The sequence below is a fragment of the Photobacterium obscurum genome (genome assembly GCF_026191635.1).
Classification (GTDB): domain Bacteria; phylum Pseudomonadota; class Gammaproteobacteria; order Enterobacterales; family Vibrionaceae; genus Photobacterium; species Photobacterium obscurum.
Window position 1 is genome coordinate 153,485 of the sequence record NZ_JAKRRW010000006.1, and the last position, 24,793, is coordinate 178,277.

Genomic DNA, 24,793 nt, shown 5'->3' on the forward strand with positions numbered 1-24,793 from the left:
TGTTGATATTGATGTGTAATTTCTTGTTTCGTTTGAGGTTGAACATGTTGGTATGTATATGAGAATTTGATCACAAAACACCTTGTGGGTTACAAATATCCAGTAAATGCCTCTCTGGTACACTATAAGCGTGGGGCCGGATCGCTGAAAATATCCCCAACGGCAACACAAATGCTGAACTTAAAAAATAAAACAGGGGGAACACTCATGATCACTAATTTGATTAATGAGAAGTTGATTTGCCTGAACCTTCAGGCGACGACTAAAGAAGAGGTTTTTGTCGAGATGATCGACGTGCTTCATCAGCAAGGTCGAGTTCATGACAAGGCACAATTTTTAGCGGATATCCATGCCCGTGAAGAACTGGGTAACACCGGTTTCGAAGATGGTGTGGCACTTCCTCACGCCAAAAGCAGCGCGGTAGTAGAGCCGGCTGTCGCTATTGGTATCAGCCGCAGTGGTATCGAGTACGGTGCGGAAGACGGCTTGCCATCAAAACTCTTTTTCATGATTGCCTCGCCAGATGGCGGTGCGAACCACCATATCGAAGTGTTGGCCGAACTTTCCTCAAAACTGATTGAGGATGGCTTTATTGATGCCTTTATGTCGGCGAAAACCGAACAACAAGCGCTTGGCTTGCTGTTGGAGAAAACAGAAACTAATCAAGCTGCGCCTGCCGCCGATAAGGGCTTGCTCATTGGCGTTACTGGTTGTCCGGCTGGGGTGGCGCATACTTATCTTGCTGCCGAGGCGTTGGAAAAAGCGGCGGCTGAGCTAGGTTATGAGATCAAAGTTGAAACCAATGGTTCTATTGGGGTGAAGAACTGTCCGACCCCTGAAGAGATTGAACGTGCCGAAGCAATCATTGTTAGCTGTGACAAGCAAGTGGATATGGCGCGCTTTGCCGGCAAGAAACTAGTCAAAACCGGTGTAAAAGCCCCAATTAAAGATGGCAAGGGTCTGATTAACCAGGCTCTTCAAGCAGACACCTACCAGGCTTCCGGTGATGATGCTCCGGCGCAGACCGAAAGCAAAGTTTCTCAGGCGCGTTCCGATCTATACCGTTACCTGATGAATGGCGTCTCTCACATGATCCCGTTCGTGGTTACCGGTGGTCTGTTGATTGCGCTGGCACTGGCTCTTGGTGGCCAGCCTTCGGAAGCGGGTATGGCGATACCTGAAGGCAGCATGTGGCAGAAAGTGCTCGATGTCGGTGTTGTTGCCTTTACCCTGATGATCCCAATTTTGGCCGGTTATATTGCCTACGCGATTGCCGACCGTCCTGCACTGGCACCGGGCTTGATTGGTGGCTGGATTGCGAATAATGGTTCGTTTTATGGCGCGGAAGCGGGGACGGGGTTTATCGGTGCAATTATCGCTGGCCTGCTTGTGGGTTACTTCGTTAAGTGGATTGTAAGCCAGAACTACCATAAGTTTATTCAGCCACTGGTGCCAATTATGATTGCACCAATTACCGGTAGCCTGTTTATCTCTAGCTTGTTCATCTTTGTTATCGGTGCGCCGATTGCAAGCCTGATGGATGGTCTGACTGCAATGCTAACCAGCATGAGCACAGGTAACGTGGTTCTGCTGGGTATTGTCTTGGGTGGTATGGCCGGATTTGATATGGGTGGTCCATTTAACAAGGTAGCCTTCCTGTTCTCTGTTGGTATGATTGCCAGCGGTCAGACACAGTTCATGGGTGCAATGGCATGTGCGATTCCTGTTGCTCCTCTGGGTATGGGTCTAGCTACAATTCTAGGCCGTAAGCTGAATATCTTTGAAGAGTCTGAGGTTGAAGCCGGTAAAGCGGCAAGTGCAATGGGCTTGGTGGGTATCTCAGAAGGTGCGATTCCGTTCGCGGCTCAAGATCCAATGTCAGTGATCCCTGCCAACGTACTGGGTTCAATGGTCGCCGCAGTCATGGCATTCTCATTCGGTATCACTAACAGTGTGGCTCACGGTGGTCCGGTTGTAGCACTACTTGGTGCAATGAACAAACCGCTGATGGCTATCGTATGTATGATTGCAGGCTCTCTAGTAACCGCACTGGTTGCAATTTCTCTGAAGAAAATGCGTCAGGCAAAAGCGCAGGCGGCACTGGCATAAGTCACCGTCAAATCAATCACTAACAACTATGCCAGTGACCTGAGTGAAAGACACTTACCCCCACACCGGCATATCTGCTCCCTTCTTCTCTTAAAACCGGAAAGGAGGGAGCTTTTTCTCATACAAATGCCAGAACAAATTGTTGGACTCTGGTACAATTCCTGCGTTTTTGAACAGCGCAAGCTAGCGATTGATACTGATCCCATGAATACAAAGATATTGATGAAATCAGTATTTGAAATAAAAGGTAAAACAATGACCGCCACCACTTCTCCTTGTTTTTTCCGCATGCATAACGTAATTCAAGATTATGCATGGGGTAGTAAGACATCGATTGAATCACTGTTTGGTGTTGCCAATCCTGAAGGCAAGCCACAAGCGGAAATCTGGATGGGAGCCCATCCGAACGGTTGTTCGCAGATTGACGTTGCAGGCAAGGCCACACGCCTGGCTGAATTTATTGAGACGGACAAAGCGGCAATTATTGGCGAGGCGACTGACAAGCAGTTTGGCGAGCTTCCATATTTGTTTAAAGTTCTGGCGGCAGAAAAAGCACTGTCTATTCAGGTTCACCCAAGCAAGACACAGGCTGAAGCCGGTTTTGCCAAAGAGCAGCAAGCAGGCATTCCGCTCAGTGCCGGACACCGTAACTACAAGGATCCAAATCATAAACCAGAATTGGTTTTTGCATTGACGCCATACCAGGCAATGAACGGTTTCCGTGAATTTGCCGATATCGTGACGTTGTTTCGTGCACTGGAAATTGCTGACTTGCATGAGTTGGTGATTGCATTGGAGGAGAACCAGAACGAAGCTGGTCTGCGTCAGTTCTTCGAGGCGATGTTGTCTCTGCAGGGCGAAGTAAAAGATATCGCCGTTAACGGACTATTGACCTATGCTGAGCACCATAAAGGTGATGAGTTGTTTGCACTGATCCTGGATCTTGCCGACCAGTACCCGGGTGATATCGGCCTGTTCTCACCGTTGATGCTGAACGTACTGACTCTGCAGCCGGGTGAAGCGATGTTCCTTGATGCATGTACCCCGCATGCGTATATCAAGGGGACGGGTCTTGAGATCATGGCAAACTCCGATAACGTTCTGCGTGCCGGCTTGACGCCGAAGCACATGGATATCGCCGAGCTGGTGGCAAGCACGCGTTTTGTGCCGATGCCAGCCGATACATTGCTACTTGCACCAGAGCAGTCAGAAGGCGGCCTGCACTACCCAATTCCAGTGCCTGATTTCAAGTTCAGCGTATACCATAACCAGCAAGAAGCGGTACTTAACGTAGCCAGTGCTGAAATTCTGTTGGCAATTGATGCGGCACTGACAGTGAATCACAGCAATGGTGAAACCCTGACAGTCGAAAAGGGCGAGTCGGTGTTTATTCCTACCTATGCTGGCAGCTATACAGCGACTTCAACAGGCCGCTTTGCACGCGCCTATAACTGATTTATTGCGGGCGACTTTGCATAAATCAAAGCCAGCCTCGAATATAACGGTTCGTTCAATAACGAAAAGCCAGTCCTGAGGGCTGGCTTTTCTCTTATACAACTTTAAGTGTTTATTATTGACTTACCCATACCGAGACGGAACCACCGTTGACCGGGAAGTATGCCCAGCCATCGCTGTTGGTCCAGACACTTTCTTCCCTGTTTGATAGGTGATCCTTGAATTCGGTACTTGGCTTGCCTGCATACATCCATTTACCGCCACCTGCCGCATCGGTCATGATAACGGCCATGGATTGAGGGTGCTCGGCATTCCCTTCCCGCGTCCAGCCAATGATGTTTGGATCGTCCATATAGCTGTTTTGCTTGCCGTATGCGTAATTCTTACGTGCGGTGATGAGCTCTTGTAGATGCTTCACCGGCACCATATTAATGTCGTGTCCCTTGTCGCTGTATTGCGCGCCGTAGTAATCGGCATAAAACACATTCGGATAGCCTTCTTTTCTTAACAGGATGAAGGCGTAGGCTAACGGCTTGAACCACCAGTCGACAGTTGATTCCAGTGCTTGCAGAGGCTGCGTATCATGATTCTCGACGATAGTAACGGCTTTCATCGGGTTATCTTTCATCAGGGTGCCGTCCATCAGGCGTCTCATATCGTAGTGACCACCGGATTTTGATGCCTGATAAAAGTTCATGTGAAGCGGTGCATCGAACAGCGACATCGAACCTTGGGTTTTGCTGATGAAGTTATGCAGATTATTAACGTCATAATTCCAATATTCACCCACGGTGAAAAGTTCTTTGCCGGTTTTGTTTCTGAGGTGCTGGATCCATTCCTGAAGGTATTGATACTTAATATGCTTGACCGCATCTAATCGAAAGCCGTCGACACCTGTCATATTCAGATACCATTCGCCCCAGTCTTTGAGCTCTTGCTTAACTTCAGGGTGGTCCATATCTAAATCGGCATACATCAGGTAGTCATAATTGCCTTTCTCCGAGCTGACTTCCCAGTCCCAGGCCTTGCCGTCGCCTTTAAATTTGAAGATGGCTTTCTCTTTACCTGCATCATCCCAGTCAACGCCGTCAAAGTGATACCACGTCCAGTGAAAGTTGGAGTATTTGTCGTTTCTTCCCGGGAAGGAAAAGTCGACCCAGGCCTCGATCCATTTTTCGCCTATTTCTCTATTTCTGTCGTCCCAGTCAACCTTGATGGTGTCGACCCAGCGTTTGTTGTCAGCCCCACCACGGTGATTGAAGACAACATCACCATAAATTTGGATATTGTTGTTGTGAGCTACGTCGATCGCTGCAAGATATTGTTCTTTGGTGCCATACTTGGTTCGAACCGATCCTTTCTGATCGAACTCGCCCAGATCATACATATCGTATACGCCATACCCGACATCGGAATTACCGCCCGCGCCCTTGTATGCCGGCGGGAGCCAAAGTGAGGTAATACCGTTTTCAGAAAGGGCCGGTGCATTGTTTTTGACCTCGTTCCACAGGGTACCGTCATTACTGTTGTACCAGTGGAAGTATTGCATCATGGTACCGTTTTGTGATGCGAAGGTATCATGGGCATTAAGCGATAGCAGCAGGGTAATGGATAGCGTTAGGCCGCGTTTAAGTTTAAAGCATGTCATGTTCTAGTCCCTTGTTTTTTATTATTAACGCGCTTTATAGATCATTGTTATTTTCTTTCACATATCGCCTTGGCTAATGCATGACGAGGCAAACATTCCGTATGGCAATTGAAAGCGAATTTTTGATCTTGCTGCAAACAGTAATCAGGGCATTGTAGGGCTACAGAACGTGATGTCAGTTTTAAATATTGCGATAAGCTAGTCTAAAGCGAACGAGTATTAAGCAGATTTTTTGAATGTGTAAAAATTTCAGTCAAATAGATCTTGATCACACTTTTGGGCTGATATATAGTTGCTGTGTAATTTAATTACGAACTTTGATTACAAAATGACGTTAAATCTCTTGGTGGAGAAAGAAAATGACAAAACTACGCAACTTTATGGCGCTATTCACAACTCAGCTTAACTATGACCGTAAGCAGTTTGCGATCCGCGCGAACATGCAACAACGATAGTCGCTAATAGTGGCTTACTCTGACGCTAGAAATGCGCTCAGGAGAGGCAAACTGTTAAGTTAATGAAAACCTGAACCAGTAAACCCTCAGCATGGCTGCAGCGTGTTTACGGTCAAGGTTTTCATTGAACTCTTTTCTCGAACGTTCCCCGTGGTACCCCGAAGCTCACATCCTTTTGCTATATTCCTTGCCCCAAAATACTATCCCCATTTTTTGTTGATAATACCTAACAAGCCATGTGTTTCGGGTTGGTATAACTTTCAAATTCTGTCATTAATGTGGATAACGGTTTAGTGCTGCACCGCTGTCACGGTAATTGGTAGCCTATTGTTTGCCTTTAGCAAAGGCGTCACCGCGGTAATGTTTCCTTTCAGCCAGAGTGTTGCTTTGCTAACCGGAATGATAACGGGCATCCGGTCATGATAGGGGCGGCAAATAGTGTTGGGCTCTGTGGTCAGGGTAACCAACTGCGGTATTTCGGCTGGGAACCATATCCCCGCCATATAAAATGGCTTGTCGTTACTGTGGCTAAACAGGTATTGCTGTTTACGCGGGCCTCCCTCGTCACGCCATTCGAACCAGCCACTGCATGGCACTAGACAGCGATGATTCTGCATTGCATGATGAAAGGTTTTTTTCTCATTGACTGTTTCAGCTTGGGCGTTGATGATTATCCGTTTAGCCCAGTCAGGCTGGATCCCCCATTCGGTATCTTGCTGCTCTAGTACGCCTTGGTGATAGATAATGGTTGATACGGTTTGGGTTGGCCGTAGGTCCGGGTTTTCTTCGGCCTTGAAATCGCAGCCGATCTCTTGGCTGACTATTTTGTTGAGCGTTCCACCTAATACACTAAATCGTCCGCACATACTGGTCACCTTTTTCAGTTAGTGCCCGCTTGCTGTTTATTGTTTGAGATAATTACTGCAGGTGATGAAAATAAGACTTTGTAAATAAACAGTGTTTTAATTATGAACGTTATCGCTATTTGTGCAAATGCAGTTATGAGAGGCTTTGAAAGTTTCGGTGCAGTGAAAAGTGCTTTGTTATAGAGCCTGTTCGTATCATTGAAGCGCCTCCCCTCGTGTTTACGGGAGGTGAGGCGCTTTGAAACGTCTTATAAGACTTGCAATATATAGTGAGGCTGCAATACATACGACCCTGAACACTCAGCGAGCCGATGAAATCTGTGCCTCAAATCGGGCCATCAGTAGCTTAAGTATAAAGAAGCAGAGATAGGCTACCGAACAGCCAAAGACAAGAATCCCGACCTCAGCGAGGTTGGGCTGGTAGCTTTGCATCATACCCAACCATGTCTGTTTGGGTCCCAGAACATGCTGTTGCCCTTGAATGACAAAAGCCAGTTCAACTAACAACAAGGTCGGTAAGGCCACTATTGTACTTATTGCTGGCTTTGTCTGGTAAGTTATCAACGCCACCAATAGCAGCAGCGGCATCCACAAGCTTACCCAGGGCTGCTCTGCCGGGATGCTGCCTCGAGCGAGATAGATGTAATTGACCAACAGCAACAGGGCAAGGGCACCGAGCACCAATCGGCCAGGCAGAAGTAGCACAGCACGTTTATCCGGACTCAGCAGCAGTGGTGCCAGACTCATTCCACTGGCCAGGGCGCAGAGGAAAGTGAGAATGGATGCATCCACGCCGTAGAAGCCGACCCGCCCAACCACCGTCCCGAATACACTGCCCAATACCAAGGAGGCCGCAACGGCCACGCACAGAGTGCCCGCAGTAAGCCAGCGTTCGAAGCTGAAGGTGCGCTTGATTAGCAATGCGTAGAACTTGATGCCAAGCAGCACTAGCTCGATGGCGTAGAGCGTTCCCATCCACCAGATCGGGGATTTGAGATTGGGAGTCAGAACCAGCCAGAAGAGATGGAATAATGATCCTAACTCAGTGGCAAGGGCTGCAAAAGCACCGATTAGCAGAGACAGAGCTGTAATTAACAACAAGGTCTTGTGGGTCTTAATGGACTCGTTATTAAGCAATTCGCCACATGTCAGAAGGAATGAGATCCCTGTACTGGCCAGTGCCAAAAAGATATAGGTCACCAGTGGCAAGGTCCAAACCAGGCCATCGTTGGTAGCAAAGGAGGGGCCAACGAACCACTCCTCAACAGCAAAGTAGCCTCCGAACAGCAGCCCAGCGGCGGACAGTGCCAAAAACAACAAATTGAAGTTCCCAGTTTTCATGGTGCTGTTCTCCTATGAGCGATGTTGTGGAGTGTAGCGACGGATATAATAGACCTTGGATCCAGTTCCCAGCTCCGGTCTTAGCGGCTTACCATCGTATTTCTTGATCAGCCTTGATATCTCGCTATCGGGATCATCCAGATCACCCACTACACGCGCTTGAGACGGGCAAGCATCCACGCAAGCCGGATTCAGCCCCGCCTTGAGTCGGTGAACACAGAAGTTACACTTCTCTACTGTGCCGCGTGAACGTACCAGCGGATAATCGCTAGCCCCCTCCGGATTGCAATGAGGGCTGCCTTCGCCTCCCGCTTCTTCCAACATGCGGATTGGCGTGAAGGTACCTGCGGCGACTCCGGTGTTATCCTGCCAATTTCTGTGCGGGCGGTCCCAGTTGAAGCTGATCACGCCATAAGGGCAGTTCACCATACAGGCTTTGCAGCCGATGCACTTATCCGGGTCGTGTAGGGTCAGCCCTCTATCTCCTTTGTGCATTGCCTGGGTTGGGCAGCCCTTTACGCAGGGGGCATCATCACAGTGATTGCACATGGTAGATATATATTCAAAGCTTACGTCCGGATATTTGCCGCGGGTCGAGATGATCTTGTCACACCAGTTGATCTCGGGGGGAGTATGGTTCTCCGCCTTGCAGGCGAAGGTACAGCCTGCACATCCCACACATTTCTGTTGATCGATTACCATTCCATAACGCATTGTCTAGCCTCCTATACCTTTTCAACCCGGACACCAATCTGGCCGTAGAAGGCCGAGGATCCAGACAATTGCTCATAGATCGGGGGCAGTAGTTCATTGTTGTTGCCACCGAACGGGGTCTTGCCGAACTGCCGGGAAGCGATTCGGCCATAGGTCCAGTGCCCCTGGCCGAATGCCTTGGCGACGGTTCCGGGGCGTACCCCTTCAAATAGAGCCGCTTCACAGACAATGCTGCCTTGTACTGAAGTGATGCGGATGGTGTCACCATCCTGAATATCCAGTACCTGCGCATCGGTCGGGTTTAATTTGGCCACGTCCGCATACTTGCGTGATCCAGGATCGATATCGAGGTTTTGCTGGTACCAGGTTGTATTGGCTGATCGTCCCTCCCTGCTCAAGCGTGACTTGTGGTCAACGAACAACAGCGGAAACTCCTTCTTATCGCCATACCGATACGGAGGCTCGTAGTGTGGTATGAAAGCCTGCTCACCGCGAGCTAAATAACCGGTGGCCTCCATTACCCGATCTACGTCGGTATGATGTTTCTTGGCGTGTTTCTCTAGCGCCACCTTCATAGTCTCGCTGTAGAACTCAAACTTCTTGGTAGCTGTCTTCATATGGCTCCAACGCTTACGGAACGGATAGGGTTTGGAGTTCCACACCCCCTTATCGATGAACTCCTGCCAGCCACTGAAGCGATCTCCTTCCTTGTATTGGAGCGGGTCCCAGAACTTCTGGGTCAGGAGCTTGGTGGCATACAGTGCCACTTCATCGGCACTTATAGGCTCTTTACCGGATTCTGGATCCTTAAACTCTGCTTTCAGATAGCGCATCGGATCCTTGAATCCACGCCGATCGAGTTCTTCTGCTATCAGCCATGGAATGCCACACTCATCTTCGACACTTTGTCCCAAGCGCTTGATTGTCGGCTGGCTAATCGAGACTTGGGTATAGCGGTTACCTGCAGTTTTTTGAATGCCCCAGCGTTCAAACATGAAGTGCGGCGCCGGCAGGATTAGATCGGCATACCAGCTGAATTCACTGATATTGGTCGTGATGTGAGCAACGAAGGGAACCTTCTTCAGCGCTTCTTCCCATAGCTGACCAGCCGGTGCTGAGAAGGTGAAGTTATTGAAATAACCAAGTACAAAGTCCGGTAGGTAAGGATCTTCCGTCAGGATACTTTCGGCCACAGCATTAGTGACAACACCGCCTCCGCTTTTACCCTTCTTGAGCGCCGGATACTCAAGCCGACCTCGACGGTCTATCTTTTCTTTCTTGAGGCCTTGCTGGCCTATTTCGTCAACGTATGGCTTGGAAGACGGTATTTTCCCCAATGGTACTGAGGCCCACTTGAGCACACCACCTTCCTGATCAATTGCGCCGAGCAGGCCATTTACTGCATGTAAAATCATGGCGGTATAACCCCCACGGTGCTGCATTTGTGCTCCGCGAGATCGCCAGATCTGTACCCGCGGTGCTGCGTCAGCCAGTTTTGTCGCCAGGCGGCGGATCTGCGCCGCCTCTATACCGCACAGCTCAGTAGCCCACTCAGGCGTATTTTCTTTCAGTGCAAGGTTCCACCAACGTACCAGCCCATGAGAGTGCTGCTCCTCGAAGGTCGCAGGATCTACCTCTTGGCCGGCGACAAAGCGGTTCTGTCCATCAGTGAAATCTCCGACAAAGGGACGGTGCCAGCCGCCATCGACCAGTATTTGATGGGCTAAAGCCAAACCGAGAGCCGCGTCCTGTCCTGGCACGACCGGTAGCCATTCATCGGCCTTGGCTGCAGAGGCAGAGAAGCGCGGGTCTACAATCGCAACCTGGGCATTATCTAGCGTATCGCCCCACTGTCTGCAATAGTAGGAAACCTGCCGGTTGGCACTCAGAGGATCTACGCCGAACGAAAGGATATAGCGAGTATCCTTGATATCATATTGGCGGTATCCCCAGTCACCCTCGGTAAAAAAGCTACCCAGCTTATCCGCCTCGGCGCAAAGCGCACTGTGGGTGATAGCATTGGGAGATCCCAGAACCTGGGTAAAATTCTTGATCAGCAGATCACTCAGATAGGAGTAACGCCCGCGAAGGGTGACGTAACGATGAGTTTCGTTGCGCTCACGAAGCATCATCAGGCGATCCGCCATCAACTTGATCGCTTCGTCCCAGCTGATAGGTTTAAATTTCGGGTCGATACCCCGGCCTTTGTCAGAGTTGGTACGCAGCATTGGTGTGCGAACTCGATCCGGGTCATAGAGCTCCTGCAGGGCTAGGTATTGGCGCGGGCAACTGGAAGTACCGTGCACCTTGGAATGTTCGTTGCCACGGATGTGCAGGGCTCGACCATCCTGAATGTAAACTTGCTTGGCACAAAATGAGGTACAACCGTTGCAGGTGGTACCCATCCACTTTCCACTGCCTGGCTCATATACCATGCCAGCCTTGGCCATCGCCATCATGATCGGCGTTGGTGCAAACAATGAAACCAGAGCCAGGCTACCGGTCCCCAGCAGCAGCTGTCGCCTCGATAGCCACAAACCATCCTTCTTGTTCATAGACTCAACTCCATTTCTTCTTGTTAAACCTAGATACCGTGGGTAAAACAAGCGGGGTTCCGTTACTACCCACATTACTGAAATAACTATAGGCAGGATTTAGAGCTGTAATTGATTGAAGAACAGTGGTTTATTGATGAGGATCAACGACTGGTTGAGTATCTTGAATCAACACAATGATGTTGGTTGGTATAAGGTCAAATTGTGTTGATTTTTGTGAGCGAGGCAACTACCCGGGATAGGAAAAGGCATTTAAAAAGATAAAATAAAGCCCGCCAGACGGCGGGCAGTTAGTGAGTAAATCAGATTAAATCAACAAAGATAATATTTGTAATGACTCATCCCTAATAGCGACCTACAGCAGATCAATAGTGATCTCGTCAAAGCGATATAGCTTGCCACCGAACTCCTCGATAAAAACTTCGGCATTGGCTTTCTCGCTAAAGCTGGCAAGGGTTTTTCCCATCGCGCCTTTTTTCTCCGAGCCGAGCACATACCAGGCTTCTCGGCCATCAATAAAGTATTCATCTTCCGGACGCTGCCAAGGTGTTTTGCTCATATCGTGGACGTAGATTTCTTTAATCTGCCGCTTGTTTTCTGGTTGCAGGACAAAGCTGAATAAGTCTCGTGTCGAACAGAACTTGCTGACTGAGTCAGACGTTTTATTGTAGGTCTCGCCCTTGGGGCCGGGGAAGTTACTGATGATCATACCGCATAGATGGCATTCATCGGCCTGCTCGATGGCGACTGCTTGTCGTATCATGGCTTGGTCTGCTGTTTCTTGCTCGCTACAGGCAACGCCTAAGACAAGCATCAAGGCAACACTGATCGTTTTTAGTGGGTGTAATTGGCGCATTTTGTGTCCTTTCTTAAGGGTAACTACCCAGCACATTGCCATTTCGCACAATTTCAGTGTCGAAAGTGCTCATTTATGCTTATAAACTCCGCGCTTTCTTCTTGAACTTGCACAAAATGGCTGCGTTCTGAATGGTTACAGCTAGTTGTTTTTATTTTTAAAGGTTCTTACTGAAGAGCTCTTGCTTAAGGGCTCAGAATTTAAAGCTTTTTGTTCTTGAAGACGAAAGAAGCAACGGCCAAGGGGGAAGCTATCCACCCTCCCATGATCAGCAATAAGGTTGCAGGTGAGTGACTGCCGTCGATCGCAACGGCCAGTACACCACTGACATCCCCGGTATCTAATGCCGCTAGGTTAATTAGTCGGAACAAGTCCGCGGGATTGAACATCATCACCTGTACCAAATGCTGCTGGGTTAATCCTTCTTCAACACCGACCAAAATGGCCAGCAACGCCAGATCGAACACCAGTACAAAGAAGAACCAGACAATGAGTGCAATACCTGCCGCTTTGGACTTTTCAGCCACAGACAGGCTGATCACATAGGCAATGGCAATGAAGCACAGTCCCAATAGGGTGGCGGTAAGGATAAACAGGCTAAATGCCGGTACTACAGCGGTAAAATCGGACTGTATCGCCAGCAAGAAAGCGGCACTGCCAAAACCTAGGCTGGTGGCAAGAGTAATGATGGCTCCCTGTCCTAAGAACTTGCCGAATAACAGCTGGCTATGGCTGATAGGGTAGGTGAGTAGCAGCAGTAAGGTGCCAGATTCCTGCTCACCGACAAAACTGTCATAGCTAAGTAACAACGCAATCAGCGGGATCAGAAATACCGCAAGGCTGGACAGGCTGGCGATGGTTGATGATAGTGATGCGACGCCTAGTTGTCCGGAGGCCACTGAACCGTAATAGCTCAGCCCCACTGACAGCACGGCAAAAATCAGCGTGATGGAAATCAGCCAGCGGTTTCTGAGTCCATCCTGAAACTCTTTTATCGCGACAGCAAAAACGGGATTCATGAGTTTACGGCCTCCGATTGGCTTGAGGGATCTGGTTGGCGTGAAGTGTCGGGCTGACCCGATGCTTCGGATTTAAAAGCGCGACTATCGCTTAGGTAGTATTGATAGAGTTGATCCAGATTGGCCGGTTCAACATGGAGATCACGGATATGCTCATCACTGAGCAGCTTGCGCATCACCGCTAATTTCTTGTTTTCCGGAACCAGTAAATGATGATCATTGACCCACAATGGAGTGAGCTCTGGATCATTGCGCAGTGCAGTACTAAGCCCCTCGGTATGGATCGCGACGGGCAGGCTGGCCTGTTCGCGTAACTGTGCCAGTGTCCCTATTGCCCGCGACTCGCCACCCGATAGGATCATTGCTCTGTCGATATGCTGCTCGACGCCCGGTAGGATATGGGAACACAGGATAATACTGGCGCCGTTACATTTAAGCGCGTCGACCGTCTGGTAGAACTCTTTAGTCGCCATGGGGTCAAGGCCGACAGTTGGCTCATCAAGTAGCAACAACTTTGGCTCTCCCAAAAAAGCTTGGGCCAGTCCCAGCCTTTGTCGCATACCTTTGGAATAGGTTTTTACTTTGCGGTTCATGGCTGCAGTTAAGCCCACTTGTTCCAGTAAGGCGACCACCTGCTTTTTGTTGACTGATTTTAGACGGGCGAAATAGGTCAAGACCTCCAGTCCGGTTAGGTGATCGTAAAAGCTAACATTCTCTGGCAGATAACCGACGTGCCGGCGACTGTGCCAAGCTTGCTTAGATTGCGGATCAACGCCGAAGACTTTGACATCGCCGTGGCTGGCCTTAATAACGCCGAGGATTAGCTTCATCATCGTTGTTTTGCCGGCTCCGTTATGGCCGAACAGACCGAGCACTTCACCGGGAGCCAGTTGCAGGTTGATATTTTTCAAGGCTTCAACTTGCTGGTAGTGCTTACTTGTATTGTGTATAGACACAATAGGAGAGGTCGCTTTGTTTGAGGTGGTCGCTGTGTTTGAAAAGATCATTGTATTGCGTTACCCCGTAGCCTGGTTGTTTGTTGGTAACCTGTCTTCAGGCCGTTCATTATTTTGTTGATGGTTGTCAGATAGCTGAGAGCCTTGCTTAGGCGGGACACTCATAAGCGGATAGCTGTCTTTTACCCCTGCCGGTTTAAGAACCGGAAACTGTTTCTGGATCCAGCGCAACATCAGAATAGCCGGGCTATCTAGTAAGACCTTGGCCTCCGGGTACTGCCAGACCAGCTTGTCGATCCCGTCATTAGGCTCGAAGGGGGTATCCCCGCGGCCATCGTTGTTTAGATCCCAGCCAAGGTAGTTGCTCCAGAAATTACCAATCCCGTCCTGGCTCCACTCTTGCGCTCGGTTAGACACGTATTTCACTTGCACTGGATTATCGATAAAGCTATTGCCGAAGACTTTGACATTTTCCGAGCCCGCCGTGAGGTGAATACCAATTTCAGCGGTATCAATAGTGTTATAGCTGATGGTGTTGTAGCCCGAGTTATAGACAAACAGTCCTTTGCCGTCTCGCCCCATGACCTTGTTTTCAGGTTTGGTCCAGACATTCTCGATTTGATTATGGCTGATATCGGAATAGGTAATAAAATTCATCAAAAAGCCGTAATCTTCGCTGTCGCGGCTTTCATTCCCACGTACTGTCAGTTTACGGGAACTCATCAGGGCATATCCTGCTCGCGTGTTATACGCCAGGTTGTTCAGTACTTGGTTGCTGTGGGAATACATATAATGGATCCCATAGCGAAGGTCGTGCATGGTGTTGTTTTTCAATACATTGTGTTGGCTGGCAATTATGTATAGGCCATCACGGGTTTTGCTCACGGTATTTCCGGTAACTTCGACATCCTCAACTTTAGATAGCTGAATCCCGTTACCTCTGTCAGCTGAGCGTAATTTAGGGTTACCTTCAACCTCATTGCCTTCTACTTTGATATGTTTCCCGCCCTGAAGCCAGATACCGAAACCGTCACCTTGTAGTTTGTTGTTGCGAATGATTAGGTTGTTGGCTTGTTTATCGGAATAGATCCCCGAGTTTTGCTCGGTTAAGTCACTGCCCCAGTTAACGATAGTGAGATCTTCAATTTGGATATTAGAGCTTTTCAGCAGCAAGGCATGCCCTTGTCCGCCAGCGTTGATAACGGCTTCACCATTGTCTGTCAGGGTGACGGCATGGCGCAGGACAAAGTTGCCCAGATATTCACCTGTGGCCAGAGATATCACATCGCCATCCGATGCCGAGTCCAGCACGTCCTGCAAATTGTCATCCACCGTCACCTGGTAAGTTTTGGCAAACGTTATGGGTGACAGGAATGATAAAATTATCGATGTAATTAATGGTTTAATCATGAACTAGTTAGTTTCTCGCTTCGTCTTTAAAGATCATGGCTCAAATAATGAAGGCTCAACAATGAAGGTATGGTGATGATTGAGCTGATAAAGACTGGTAACAAAGTGCCAGTTTGACTGGCACTTTGTCGGTTAGGTTAGCGGTTTATACCGGGTTTGCCGATTAGGCTTCAACCAGCATACGTCCCCGCATCTCCATATGAAGCGCATGGCAGAACCAGTTACAGTAGTACCACTGAACGCCTGGCTTATTGGCAATAAAGGTAATGGATGCCGTTGCCTGCGGACCGATTTCCATCTGCACGCCATGATTGGTCATACAGAAGCCGTGGGTTACGTCTTCTACCATGTCCAGGTTAGTAACGACTATAGTGACTTCATCGCCTAACTTGACCTTAAACTCTGTCATCCCGAAATTTGGTGCAACTGAGGTCATGTAAACTCGTACCTTGTTGCCATCACGGATCACTTTGTTCTGGGTCATTACGTCGACACCGTCTTTTTTCGCCATTGCCAGTGTTTCTGCGAAGATAGGATCATCTCGCGTCCAGAGCTTCTGCGGCTTGACTTTGCTACGGTGAACAATCATACAGTCATGGGGTTCCGCATAGGTGGGACCGTCATGAACCAGCTTCATCTCATCACCGGATATATCAATCAGCTGATCATTTTCAGGGCGTAGCGGTCCGACTGGCAAGAAACGGTCTTTCGAGAATTTACATAGAGAGATCAGCCATTTACCATCAGCGTCACGAGTTTCACCCTGTGAGGTATGGTTATGACCCGGTTGGTAATGGACATCTAGCTTCTGGCGGATATAGTTAACTTTTTCGCCGTTGTAGGCTTTGATTGCATCTTCGACATTCCACTTTGCAATCTGGCTATCTAGGAACAAGGTCGTATAAGCATTGCCCTTATTATCAAAGGCAGTATGAAGCGGACCTAAGCCTAGTTCAGGTTCAGCGACGATAGCGTCACGTGGTTTTATTTTGTCGCTGAATAGGTCATCAAGCTTGTCGATTGCAATAACAGAAACCGTTGGCGATAGTTTACCGTTGGCAACAAAGTACTTACCGTCCGACGATGTATTCAGTCCATGCGGGGATTTGGGAACCGGGACGTAGCGTGTAAGATCGGACCCTTTGCGGCCATCTAGAACGGGAACATTATTGCCATTGTAAGTTTTGAAATTGCCGGCTTTCAGCGCGGCTTCACAACGGGCTAGATTGAAGATAACCACATGATCACGCTCGGCGGTGATCATTTCGCCCAGCGTCATTCCCATCTCGGAGTTATAGCAGGTTGACGCGAAGTACTTACCGTCGTAGTCAGCATCGGTATTATCCAGGTTACCATCAACCATCACCTGGAATGCAACTTCCATTTTTTCGGCATCAACCACGTTAAACAACGAACGGTAGGTACTGATGTCTTCGAGTGACGACTTGCCGTCGTTGTTCATCGGTATTTCAAATTCGCCATTACAGATCACGTATTTGGTTTCAGGGACTTTTTGTACCCGTAAGCCGTGGATGGCTTGTACATTCGGGATCGTCAGCATTTTGTCCGTTTTCATGACATTACAGCGAATACGGGCAACCCGGCTGTTGGCCTTGTCGTTAATGAATACGTACTTACCGTTGTATCTTCCGTCTGTCATGCTCATGTGCGGGTGATGTGAGTCACCGACCAAAATATCGGCACTGTCGCCTTTGATACGCTTACTTTCGTTGGTGAGGCCCCAGCCTGTTGCACTGTCGGTGTTAAATACCGGGATTCGCATCAGTTCACGCATTGACGGCAGGCCCAAAATACGGACTTCGCCAGAATGGCCGCCACTCCAGAACCCGTAGTATTCGTCGAGGTCACCGGGGTGAACAAACGGGCTGTTAGCCGCTTCTGCAGCCTTGGCTTGCGCCATTGAGGCAAACATGGCAGCTGACATCGGAGCGACCGCGGCACCGAGGCCGATAGCGGCAGTCTTTCCGAAAAATTTGCGCCGTTCTTCGTTTGGCAATGTCTCTTGGTTAGCTTGCTCTATCAGATCATTGTTCTTGTTATCACTCATGTTTGGCTCTCCATACCGTCGTATTTAGGTGACCACAGCAGTTAATATTTATAGGGTTAATAACGTTATCTGTTGTTTTAAGTTGTCTCAGTTTCCTTTTTCTTGGTAGATAACAAGTACCTACTCTGTAACAACTACTGGAATATCCAGTTCCTTGTCACGGCGTTTCTTACGTGCCATTTTTTTCAGTGGCGGACATTTTTCTTCGTTGTAATAGGTGATTTGACAGTCGAGGCAGTAATGGCACTCTCGCATATTGATTACGCCATCGGGCTGGATTGCTTGGATCTCACACTCTTTCGCGCATGTTTTGCACGGGGTGCCACACTCCGGACGGCGCTTTAACCAGTTAAATAACCGTACGTTACTGGTGACCGACAATGCGGCGCCGAGTGGACACAGGTAGCGGCAGAAGGTTTTGCGGTTAAACAGGTTCAGCAAAATCAGGAATGCTGCCCAGGCGATAAACGGCCACTCACGATCAAATTTCAGTAAGAAGGTGGTTTTAAATGGCTCGATTTCGGCAAATTGTTCGGCCATTGCCAGAGAATCCAGAGAGAGGCCGAATAGGCCCAGAAGAATCAGGTATTTGATGGCCCATAAGCGCTCATGTACGGCATATGGTAATTCGAGCTGGGGGATCCGGAAGTGGCGGGCAAATTGATTGACCAGCTCCTGTAAGGCGCCAAACGGACAGAGCCAGCCACAGTAAACTGCGCGTCCCCACAGGATGATGGTGACCGCAGCGGCACACCACAGAATAAAAATAATCGGATCCAGCAAGAACAGATCCCAGGAAAAATCACCCATTAATGCCTGTAAGAAGGTGAATACATTCACCACTGACAGCTGACCGCCCCAAGCCCAACCGATAAACACCACGGTCACGATCAGGAAGCCATGACGTAAGTTATGCATAAAGGTAGGGTGACGAACCAATATATCCTGGAAGAACAGAATCAGCAGCAATACCCCCAGCAGAATAAGAATTATCACGACTTCAACCTGACGTTCTTTCCAGACTTGCTGGGTCAGAGAAAGTTCGGGTTCGGGAACAATCGCAGGCGGGGTATCGACATATTTTTCCAGCATGTCATAGCTGCCTTTGAAACTGGTAAAAATACTATCAACCGGACCGGTCTGGCGTCGTACCAGCAGTTCAAGTTGCCAGCTAGCGCCGGGATCCAGCTCATGGTGCGCCTGTACCCGGAATACCGACATCTCTTTAAAGCTTGGTGCGCCAGCAATGTATAGATCTGTAATACGGTTGTGGTCGAGATCTCGGAAAGAAACTTCGTTCTCATTTTGGTGGATCTGGATGCGATCAAAGATCCCGCCACGGACATAGCCGGAGCCCTTAAATGAGTAGCCGTTACCGAATACAGCCACTAAGTGTTCGCCTGGTTTCAGTGACTTAGTCAACCACTCATAGTCGGCGTCACCGAAAAGGTTACGACCGATGGTAGGAACGTCGGCCAATGCAAAGTAGATTTCGGCAAACATTTCCTGTTTTTCATCGGCAGGCGCGTTATCGATATGCTCGGCTTCTGTACCAACAAAGGCTTCATCGATTTTTTCATTGGTCAGGTAGAGCTTACGAATTGAGCCGTCACCGGTTAGCTGAAGCCAGTCTGCTTTTTCAAATTTGTCCTGATAAATGGTCGATGGCGGCTGAATGATTGTTTGCTGATTTTTAACAATCCCCAGAGACTGAGCCACCTTGGTAGCGGCTTTAGTCACCGCGACATTCATTACCATAACGGTTACAGTGGCACCGGACAGACCGTCTACGGCGACATAACCCTGGTTTTCGTTGCCACCGACTTTGATCCTGTCTTTGACTGATAACCCTGCGTACTGATCGGCAAATGCCCACAATTTCTGCTCTGGAATACCGGCCAGAATGATCGGTTCATGGTGTTCCAATACCTTGGCGGTGAGGTAGTTACCTTGCGGATCGATGGCAACCAGCATATTGACCGGTTCGCCGGAATAAGCAGGAATTTTAGCGACATCATTGGTTTCAAAGGCATAGCCGATGATGTCCTGATCTTGATAAACATACCAGACCGGGATCTCACCTTGTTTGTCGGCAATTTTAGTTGCGTCCGGGAAGGTTTCTCTGATCAGGGGGATAGGATCTTTGGGCGGACTGACAAACAAAGCACTTGCTGGTGCAACGCCTCCTACAAACAGCAAGGTAAATAGGATTACGCGAAACATCATTGTTTTGAGTAGGCTGAGAGTTTGCACCAATGAACTCCTAGGCAAGGCAATTACCTAATAACACATAATGAGGTATTTTAAATGCATCTTTATGGTTTTGAGCATGATTAAGATCAATTTATTTACATGTTGTAACATCTATCTTGTTGAAGTGAGACTTCAATAGTAGTTGAGTCATCACCTTTTAATAGAAATGCGTGAGCTAAATGAGTTGTGTATCAAATTATTGGCGTAGAAAGGGGGGATATTTAGAGGGAGCTTGGTAATTGGCTGATTGAATGGGAGAAATTAAGCCCGAAGCACATGCCGGGCTTAAGAATTACCTATATAGCTGCCCCAGTTGACAGCGATGCCATGTTAGCGGTTTTTCAGCCACTGATAGATAAGATCTTTGTAGTTAGACCTGAACTGATCATAGCTAGTGACTTCGCCTTGAGATTCGGCAGATTGGTTATCAAAATCTTCTTTAAACAGGGCGTAAGCTTGCTCCGGTGTGTTTGATAATACCATGTGGTCGTGGCCATCGGTATGTGGGGCGTCGTCCATGTGCCAGTGATCTTTTTTGATAAATTCCGTCATTGCACCATGGCCCCAACCTTGTTCGTCAAGATAGGTAGCAATAGTTGCAAACACATCATAATCGTCGAAGCTGCTGTCGCCACCATCTAGGATATTGTTGTTCATGCTACGGCTTTCCATTTCGGTAGCCTGCTTGTTCCATTCCTTTGCTGAAAGTGGGCGAGAGCCTACAGCGAACTCGGCTATCCCTTCGTTATACCAGCCTGGCAGTATACTAAGGTTGACTTGATTATTGTTATATTGGCTATTAACCAGATGCGTTATTTCATGTTTGATGAGATGGAAGAACTTGTCACTGCCATGATTGTGTTTTTTGACCGTCACAGACTCTGAACCATGCCCTGATGCCATGCTTCCCTTGGTGTTTCGAATACAGATCCCCAGCTTGTTCCGATAGGCATTGGTCAGTATTTCAGCTTTGGTCACGTTTAGTGCTTGGGCTATTTGTCCTAGGGCAACTTCATATAACTGAGTGACATAAAGCATTTCGTCATCACTCACACCTGACTCCCGGCTGACTTCGAACCATTCTGAGTCAAAAGCCGGTTGGCCGACACAATATGGTGTGCTCATATGGCCGCGTTTGTCGGTATACAGGCCGTTATCGACTTGCGGATTTTTTGCGACAAGTGTTGCGTATTGCTTCATATCGCGCTTCAAATCATCAGTGTCGTAACTGCCCCCCGTACCCCAGCCACTTATTGATTGTGCATCGTCTTCAGTTGCACCACACCCAGCCAAGGCAACAAGTACTGATAGTGCCGCGATAGATTTTAGCTTCATTGTAATTATCTCTATGATTATTAAAGCAAAGCTGGATTCTACATGGTGGTTTAGACTTAACTATTGATAATAATGTATGTTGTGACTCGCATCACTTATTCTAATGGTTTGGCATGGTTGTATAAATCTGAATGAGGAGTTAAGACGGTGGTTTACCGAGTTTTGGCTGACTCTGTCGTGATACTGCACTTGTTGTTTATCGTCTTTGCTTTGTTGGGCGGGCTGATGGTGTTATGGCGAAGCTATTGGGTTTTCATTCATTTACCTGCGGCTATTTGGAGCGCGTTGGTCAGCTTTAAAGGCTGGGTCTGCCCGTTGACGCCTTTGGAAGTTTATTTGAGGAAGAGGGCCGGTAGCGAGGGATATAGTGAAGGGTTTGTTGAGCACTATCTCATTCCGCTGATCTATCCGAATGGTTTGAGCTTCAATGTACAGGTTATTCTCGGTATCACTGCCGTGGTGATCAATCTCGCTATTTACTCTATCGTCTATTATTGGCGAAGAGGGCGGAAATAACAGGTGAGAAGGTGGGTGGTGGGGATGAAAAATATACTACTTGCGATATTGCTGTTTTACATGCTCTTCAGTCTGACCTTTTGTGCGTTACAGCGTAAATTATTGTATTTTCCGCAACCGGCGAGTGATATATACGGTGAGGCCAATATCCACTTTGATATTAATGGTGAGCTGCTGAATGGCTGGGTGTTGAACGAAGGTCAGGCGAAGGCACTTATCTATTACGGTGGAAATGCCGAAAATATTGAAGCTAACATTCCATTTTTTGAGGCGGTACTACCGGCTTACACCGTCTACTTAATTCCCTACCGAGGATATGGCGATAACGCCGGGGTACCTACCGAGCAGGCGCTTTATAGCGATGCCGTGCATATTTTTCAGCAGATAAAGGCTAGGCACGAGTCCATTTCTTTGATGGGGCGAAGCCTTGGTTCCGGCATCGCTACCTACGTTGCAGCCAATCGGAAAGTAGACAAACTGGTGCTGGTAACCCCTTTTGATAGTATTGAAAACGTAGCGAAAGATATTTATTGGATGCTTCCGGTTTCTCTGTTTATCAAAGACAAGTTTCGTTCTGCTGAACATGTGAAAGATATTACTGCGAAAACCTATATTTTTGTTGCAGAAAATGATCAGGTTATTCCTCGTGCGCGTACGGAACGACTCATTGCCCTGTTTAACGAACAGCTGGTAGAAGTGATTGTTGTTAGCGGAGCCGGTCATAATACGATTTCGCAATATTCAACGTATGTGGACGGGATCAGGCGGGCGTTGAATTAAGCCATCAGCAGGTGAAGCTCTCCACCTGCTGATGGCTGTAAAGTGTTAGGCCGCTGTGGCGTTGTCACTTTGTGGTGGCTCGACAAGGAATTGTCGCAACAAACTTTCACATTGCTTTTGATTCATATAGCCCGGTACTGGATAGGTGCCATGGGCCTCTGCTAATGCCCGCTTGGCTATCAGCGGAATATCGGCAGGCAGCAGTTCTGGGAAATTGGTTGGAATATTCAGCTGTCGGTTTAGCTCAATAACAGCATCAATAAATTCTTCACCGTCACGAAGGCCGAGAATTGCAGCCAGCTCATCCATACGTTTCATGCAGTAAGGTTGCAAGAAGCGTAAGACCATAGGAAGCAGAACTGCGTTCGCATGTCCATGCGGGATATGGTACATCCCCCCTAGCTGGTGAGCGATTGCATGGACATAACCCACGAATGCCCGGGTAAAGGCACAACCAGCCTCGTAGGAGGCGATGGACATTTGCTCGCGGGCTTCAAGATCCTGACCATCTTCGTAAGCCTTCGGCAGGTACTTGAATATTTTCTCTATGGCTTGTTTGGCATAACGATCGGTCAGTGGCGTGTTGAAAGTTCCGATATAGGCTTCAACGGCATGGGTTAAAGCATCCATGCCCGTTGCGGCTGTCATGGCTTTGGGCAGACCCGTCATCAGGCTGGGATCAATGATGGCAAAGTCAGGTAGCAGTACCGGATCCATAATGGCGAATTTTTGCCGAGCTGTTGGATCGGAAACCACGGCGGCAACGGTTGCTTCTGAGCCGGTACCTGCAGTGGTAGGGATAGCCATAAACGGGGGGAGTTTTTTGCGAATTTTAAGTTTACCGACAAGAGAGCGAACAGGGCGATCTTTAACCACCTTGGCTCCGATGATTTTGGCACAATCGATAGGCGAACCTCCGCCGAGCGCGACAATAGCATCACAATCGTGTTTTTTATAGAAATCAGCCCCTGTGGCGACAATAGCAACGGTCGGATCAGGTGTTACATGATCAAAGATAACGAATTCAATATTACTGGCGGTTAATGAGTCGCACAGTGAGTTGGTTAGCCCGAGCGAGTGCAACATCTTATCTGTCACAATAAGGACTTTCTTGGCGCCTGCCGACGACATCAGTGCGCCAGCCTCAGAAACGCTATTGATCCCTGTTTCTAACTGCGGGAAAGGGATCGTAATTAGTTTGTTGAGCTGCTTGTTAACGCTAATAATGGTTTTGTATAACAACATAGATAAATCCTTTTAAACAGACGTTTGAATTATAAACATTAAAAGACAATTTAGTATTAGACTTGGTTCATAGTTTTAAGGATGCTATCAAGGTATTGCACCTGGTTGCTGTTCGTTACTTATCTGGTTTCCGGTTCCTGCAACGGCCGGCACCCCCAGTTCACACATTTGTTGGGCAAAGTTACGGAGTGTTTGTTCCCATACTTTTCTGGCGGGTGGGGAGAAGCTGGCCATTGGGTAGGGGATCTGAAGCGCCTGATATTTATCTTCGCCAAGCTTACGGAACGGCAACAGCTGAACCTGCTTCACGCTTCCCTTCAGCTCCTGTTTGATAAATTGAGCGGTTTCCCTCAGGTTTTCTTTCGTCCCATTGTGTTCCGGCACGACAGGAATACGAATAACTATCGGGGTATCTGATTGTGCGATCCTCTTCAGGTTGTCTAATATCAGCTGGTTTGAAGCCCCAATGAACATTTTGTGTTTGTCGGCATGCATGTGTTTTAGGTCACAAAGCGCTAAGTCAATATAAGGCAGCGCCTTATCCAAGGTTGCCGTTGGGTAGTGCAAGGCTGTTTCGACACAGGTGTTGATCCCAAGCGAGTGCGCAGCTTTGAGTATGTCAGTCGCGAATTTATGTTGTAGAAGCGCTTCGCCGCCGGAGAGGGTAAGGCCGCCGCCAGATTCTTTGTAAAATTGCCGGTCTTTGAGCACTTCTTGGAGGACTTCACTGACGGTAACGATTTTCCCCCATACTTTGAGTGCATCGGACGGACAGGCGTTAGCCATCTCCAGCTGCTCGCCGAGCGGAATACCTTTGAGGCTGATCACTTTATGTTCACGGTTTGTTTTCAGCGTGCACCGGAGGCTGGCCTTGAGGCACGCATCGCATTTGTCAGTACCGATACAGCGGTTGGAATAAATCCCCACCTGTGGCCGTTTTTTTATGCTCTCAGGGTTGCTGCACCAGAGGCAGCGCAGGGAGCAGCCTTTTAGAAAAACTACGGTGCGGATCCCCGGGCCGTCATGGACGCTAAAACGCTGGATATTGATAATGACGCCTTTGGTTTCGGGAACGACTATGTTCAGGGGGCTCGCTGTGGCGTTATTTTTTAATTCTGGATATAGCATTAGTGGCTCCATCATGAAGTCATATCATGACGCTTTGTCGTGAAGTGGCCCTCAATCAGAGGGCCCTTCAGTATCAGTGATTAA

Annotated in this window: 18 protein-coding genes; 4 read left to right on the forward strand and 14 right to left on the reverse strand. The window is 48.4% G+C overall.

Annotation, left to right across the window (positions count from 1 at the left end; all coding sequences use genetic code 11):
- The first annotated feature begins 207 nt into the window (after positions 1–207).
- On the forward strand, positions 208–2,109 hold the full coding sequence (locus MD588_RS10260) for a PTS fructose transporter subunit IIABC (RefSeq protein WP_265697092.1): 1,902 nt from the start codon (positions 208–210) through the stop codon (positions 2,107–2,109).
- Positions 2,110–2,364: 255 nt separating this feature from the next.
- Complete coding sequence (gene manA, locus MD588_RS10265; protein ID WP_265697190.1) at positions 2,365–3,564, forward strand: mannose-6-phosphate isomerase, class I; 1,200 nt, start codon at positions 2,365–2,367, stop codon at positions 3,562–3,564.
- A gap of 115 nt (positions 3,565–3,679) precedes the next feature.
- Here the strand turns inward: manA and amyS are convergent, their stop codons facing one another.
- The 12 genes from amyS to MD588_RS10325 all read right to left on the reverse strand — a co-directional run bounded on the left by amyS (position 3,680) and on the right by MD588_RS10325 (position 21,040).
- A complete protein-coding gene (gene amyS, locus MD588_RS10270) occupies positions 3,680–5,212 on the reverse strand; it encodes an alpha-amylase (protein ID WP_265697094.1) in 1,533 nt (510 codons plus the stop codon).
- Positions 5,213–5,957: 745 nt separating this feature from the next.
- Positions 5,958–6,533, reverse strand: a complete 576-nt coding sequence (locus tag MD588_RS10275) for an SOS response-associated peptidase (protein ID WP_265697095.1) — start codon at positions 6,531–6,533, stop codon at positions 5,958–5,960.
- A 300-nt stretch (positions 6,534–6,833) separates the two neighbouring features.
- Positions 6,834–7,874: a hypothetical protein gene (locus MD588_RS10280; protein ID WP_265697096.1), complete on the reverse strand. Its 1,041-nt coding sequence runs from the start codon at positions 7,872–7,874 to the stop codon at positions 6,834–6,836.
- A gap of 12 nt (positions 7,875–7,886) precedes the next feature.
- Positions 7,887–8,588: a 4Fe-4S dicluster domain-containing protein gene (locus MD588_RS10285; protein ID WP_265697098.1), complete on the reverse strand. Its 702-nt coding sequence runs from the start codon at positions 8,586–8,588 to the stop codon at positions 7,887–7,889.
- An 11-nt stretch (positions 8,589–8,599) separates the two neighbouring features.
- Positions 8,600–11,143 (reverse strand): molybdopterin-dependent oxidoreductase, encoded by a 2,544-nt coding sequence (locus MD588_RS10290; RefSeq protein ID WP_265697099.1) that lies wholly within the window; start codon positions 11,141–11,143, stop codon positions 8,600–8,602.
- A 355-nt stretch (positions 11,144–11,498) separates the two neighbouring features.
- The gene (locus tag MD588_RS10295) at positions 11,499–11,999 is read right to left on the reverse strand and encodes a nitrous oxide reductase accessory protein NosL (RefSeq protein WP_265697100.1); all 501 of its coding nucleotides are present in this window, start codon (positions 11,997–11,999) and stop codon (positions 11,499–11,501) included.
- Between the two features lie 200 nt (positions 12,000–12,199).
- Positions 12,200–13,018 (reverse strand): ABC transporter permease, encoded by an 819-nt coding sequence (locus MD588_RS10300; protein WP_265697102.1) that lies wholly within the window; start codon positions 13,016–13,018, stop codon positions 12,200–12,202.
- Positions 13,015–14,025 carry an ABC transporter ATP-binding protein gene (locus tag MD588_RS10305; protein ID WP_265697104.1) on the reverse strand — a complete coding sequence of 337 codons (1,011 nt, stop codon included), beginning with the start codon at positions 14,023–14,025 and terminating at the stop codon, positions 13,015–13,017. Before MD588_RS10305 ends, MD588_RS10300 begins: the two co-directional genes overlap by 4 nt.
- Positions 14,026–14,034: 9 nt before the next feature.
- The gene (locus tag MD588_RS10310) at positions 14,035–15,384 is read right to left on the reverse strand and encodes a nitrous oxide reductase family maturation protein NosD (protein WP_265697105.1); all 1,350 of its coding nucleotides are present in this window, start codon (positions 15,382–15,384) and stop codon (positions 14,035–14,037) included.
- A gap of 163 nt (positions 15,385–15,547) precedes the next feature.
- Positions 15,548–17,452 carry a TAT-dependent nitrous-oxide reductase gene (gene nosZ, locus MD588_RS10315; protein WP_265697106.1) on the reverse strand — a complete coding sequence of 635 codons (1,905 nt, stop codon included), beginning with the start codon at positions 17,450–17,452 and terminating at the stop codon, positions 15,548–15,550.
- Positions 17,453–17,572: 120 nt separating this feature from the next.
- A complete protein-coding gene (gene nosR / locus MD588_RS10320; protein WP_265697108.1) occupies positions 17,573–19,705 on the reverse strand; it encodes a transcriptional regulator NosR in 2,133 nt (710 codons plus the stop codon).
- Positions 19,706–20,035: 330 nt separating this feature from the next.
- On the reverse strand, positions 20,036–21,040 hold the full coding sequence (locus tag MD588_RS10325; RefSeq protein WP_265697109.1) for a hypothetical protein: 1,005 nt from the start codon (positions 21,038–21,040) through the stop codon (positions 20,036–20,038).
- 147 nt (positions 21,041–21,187) lie between these two features.
- Here MD588_RS10325 and MD588_RS10330 point away from each other — a divergent pair, with 147 nt between their 5' ends.
- Positions 21,188–21,556 carry a DUF2784 domain-containing protein gene (locus MD588_RS10330; protein WP_265697110.1) on the forward strand — a complete coding sequence of 123 codons (369 nt, stop codon included), beginning with the start codon at positions 21,188–21,190 and terminating at the stop codon, positions 21,554–21,556.
- 24 nt (positions 21,557–21,580) lie between these two features.
- A complete protein-coding gene (locus MD588_RS10335; protein WP_265697111.1) occupies positions 21,581–22,336 on the forward strand; it encodes an alpha/beta hydrolase in 756 nt (251 codons plus the stop codon).
- A 45-nt stretch (positions 22,337–22,381) separates the two neighbouring features.
- Here the strand turns inward: MD588_RS10335 and MD588_RS10340 are convergent, their stop codons facing one another.
- The gene (locus tag MD588_RS10340) at positions 22,382–23,581 is read right to left on the reverse strand and encodes an iron-containing alcohol dehydrogenase (RefSeq protein WP_265697113.1); all 1,200 of its coding nucleotides are present in this window, start codon (positions 23,579–23,581) and stop codon (positions 22,382–22,384) included.
- A gap of 87 nt (positions 23,582–23,668) precedes the next feature.
- Positions 23,669–24,709 (reverse strand): glycyl-radical enzyme activating protein, encoded by a 1,041-nt coding sequence (locus tag MD588_RS10345; protein ID WP_265697114.1) that lies wholly within the window; start codon positions 24,707–24,709, stop codon positions 23,669–23,671.
- Between the last annotated feature and the right edge of the window lie 84 nt (positions 24,710–24,793).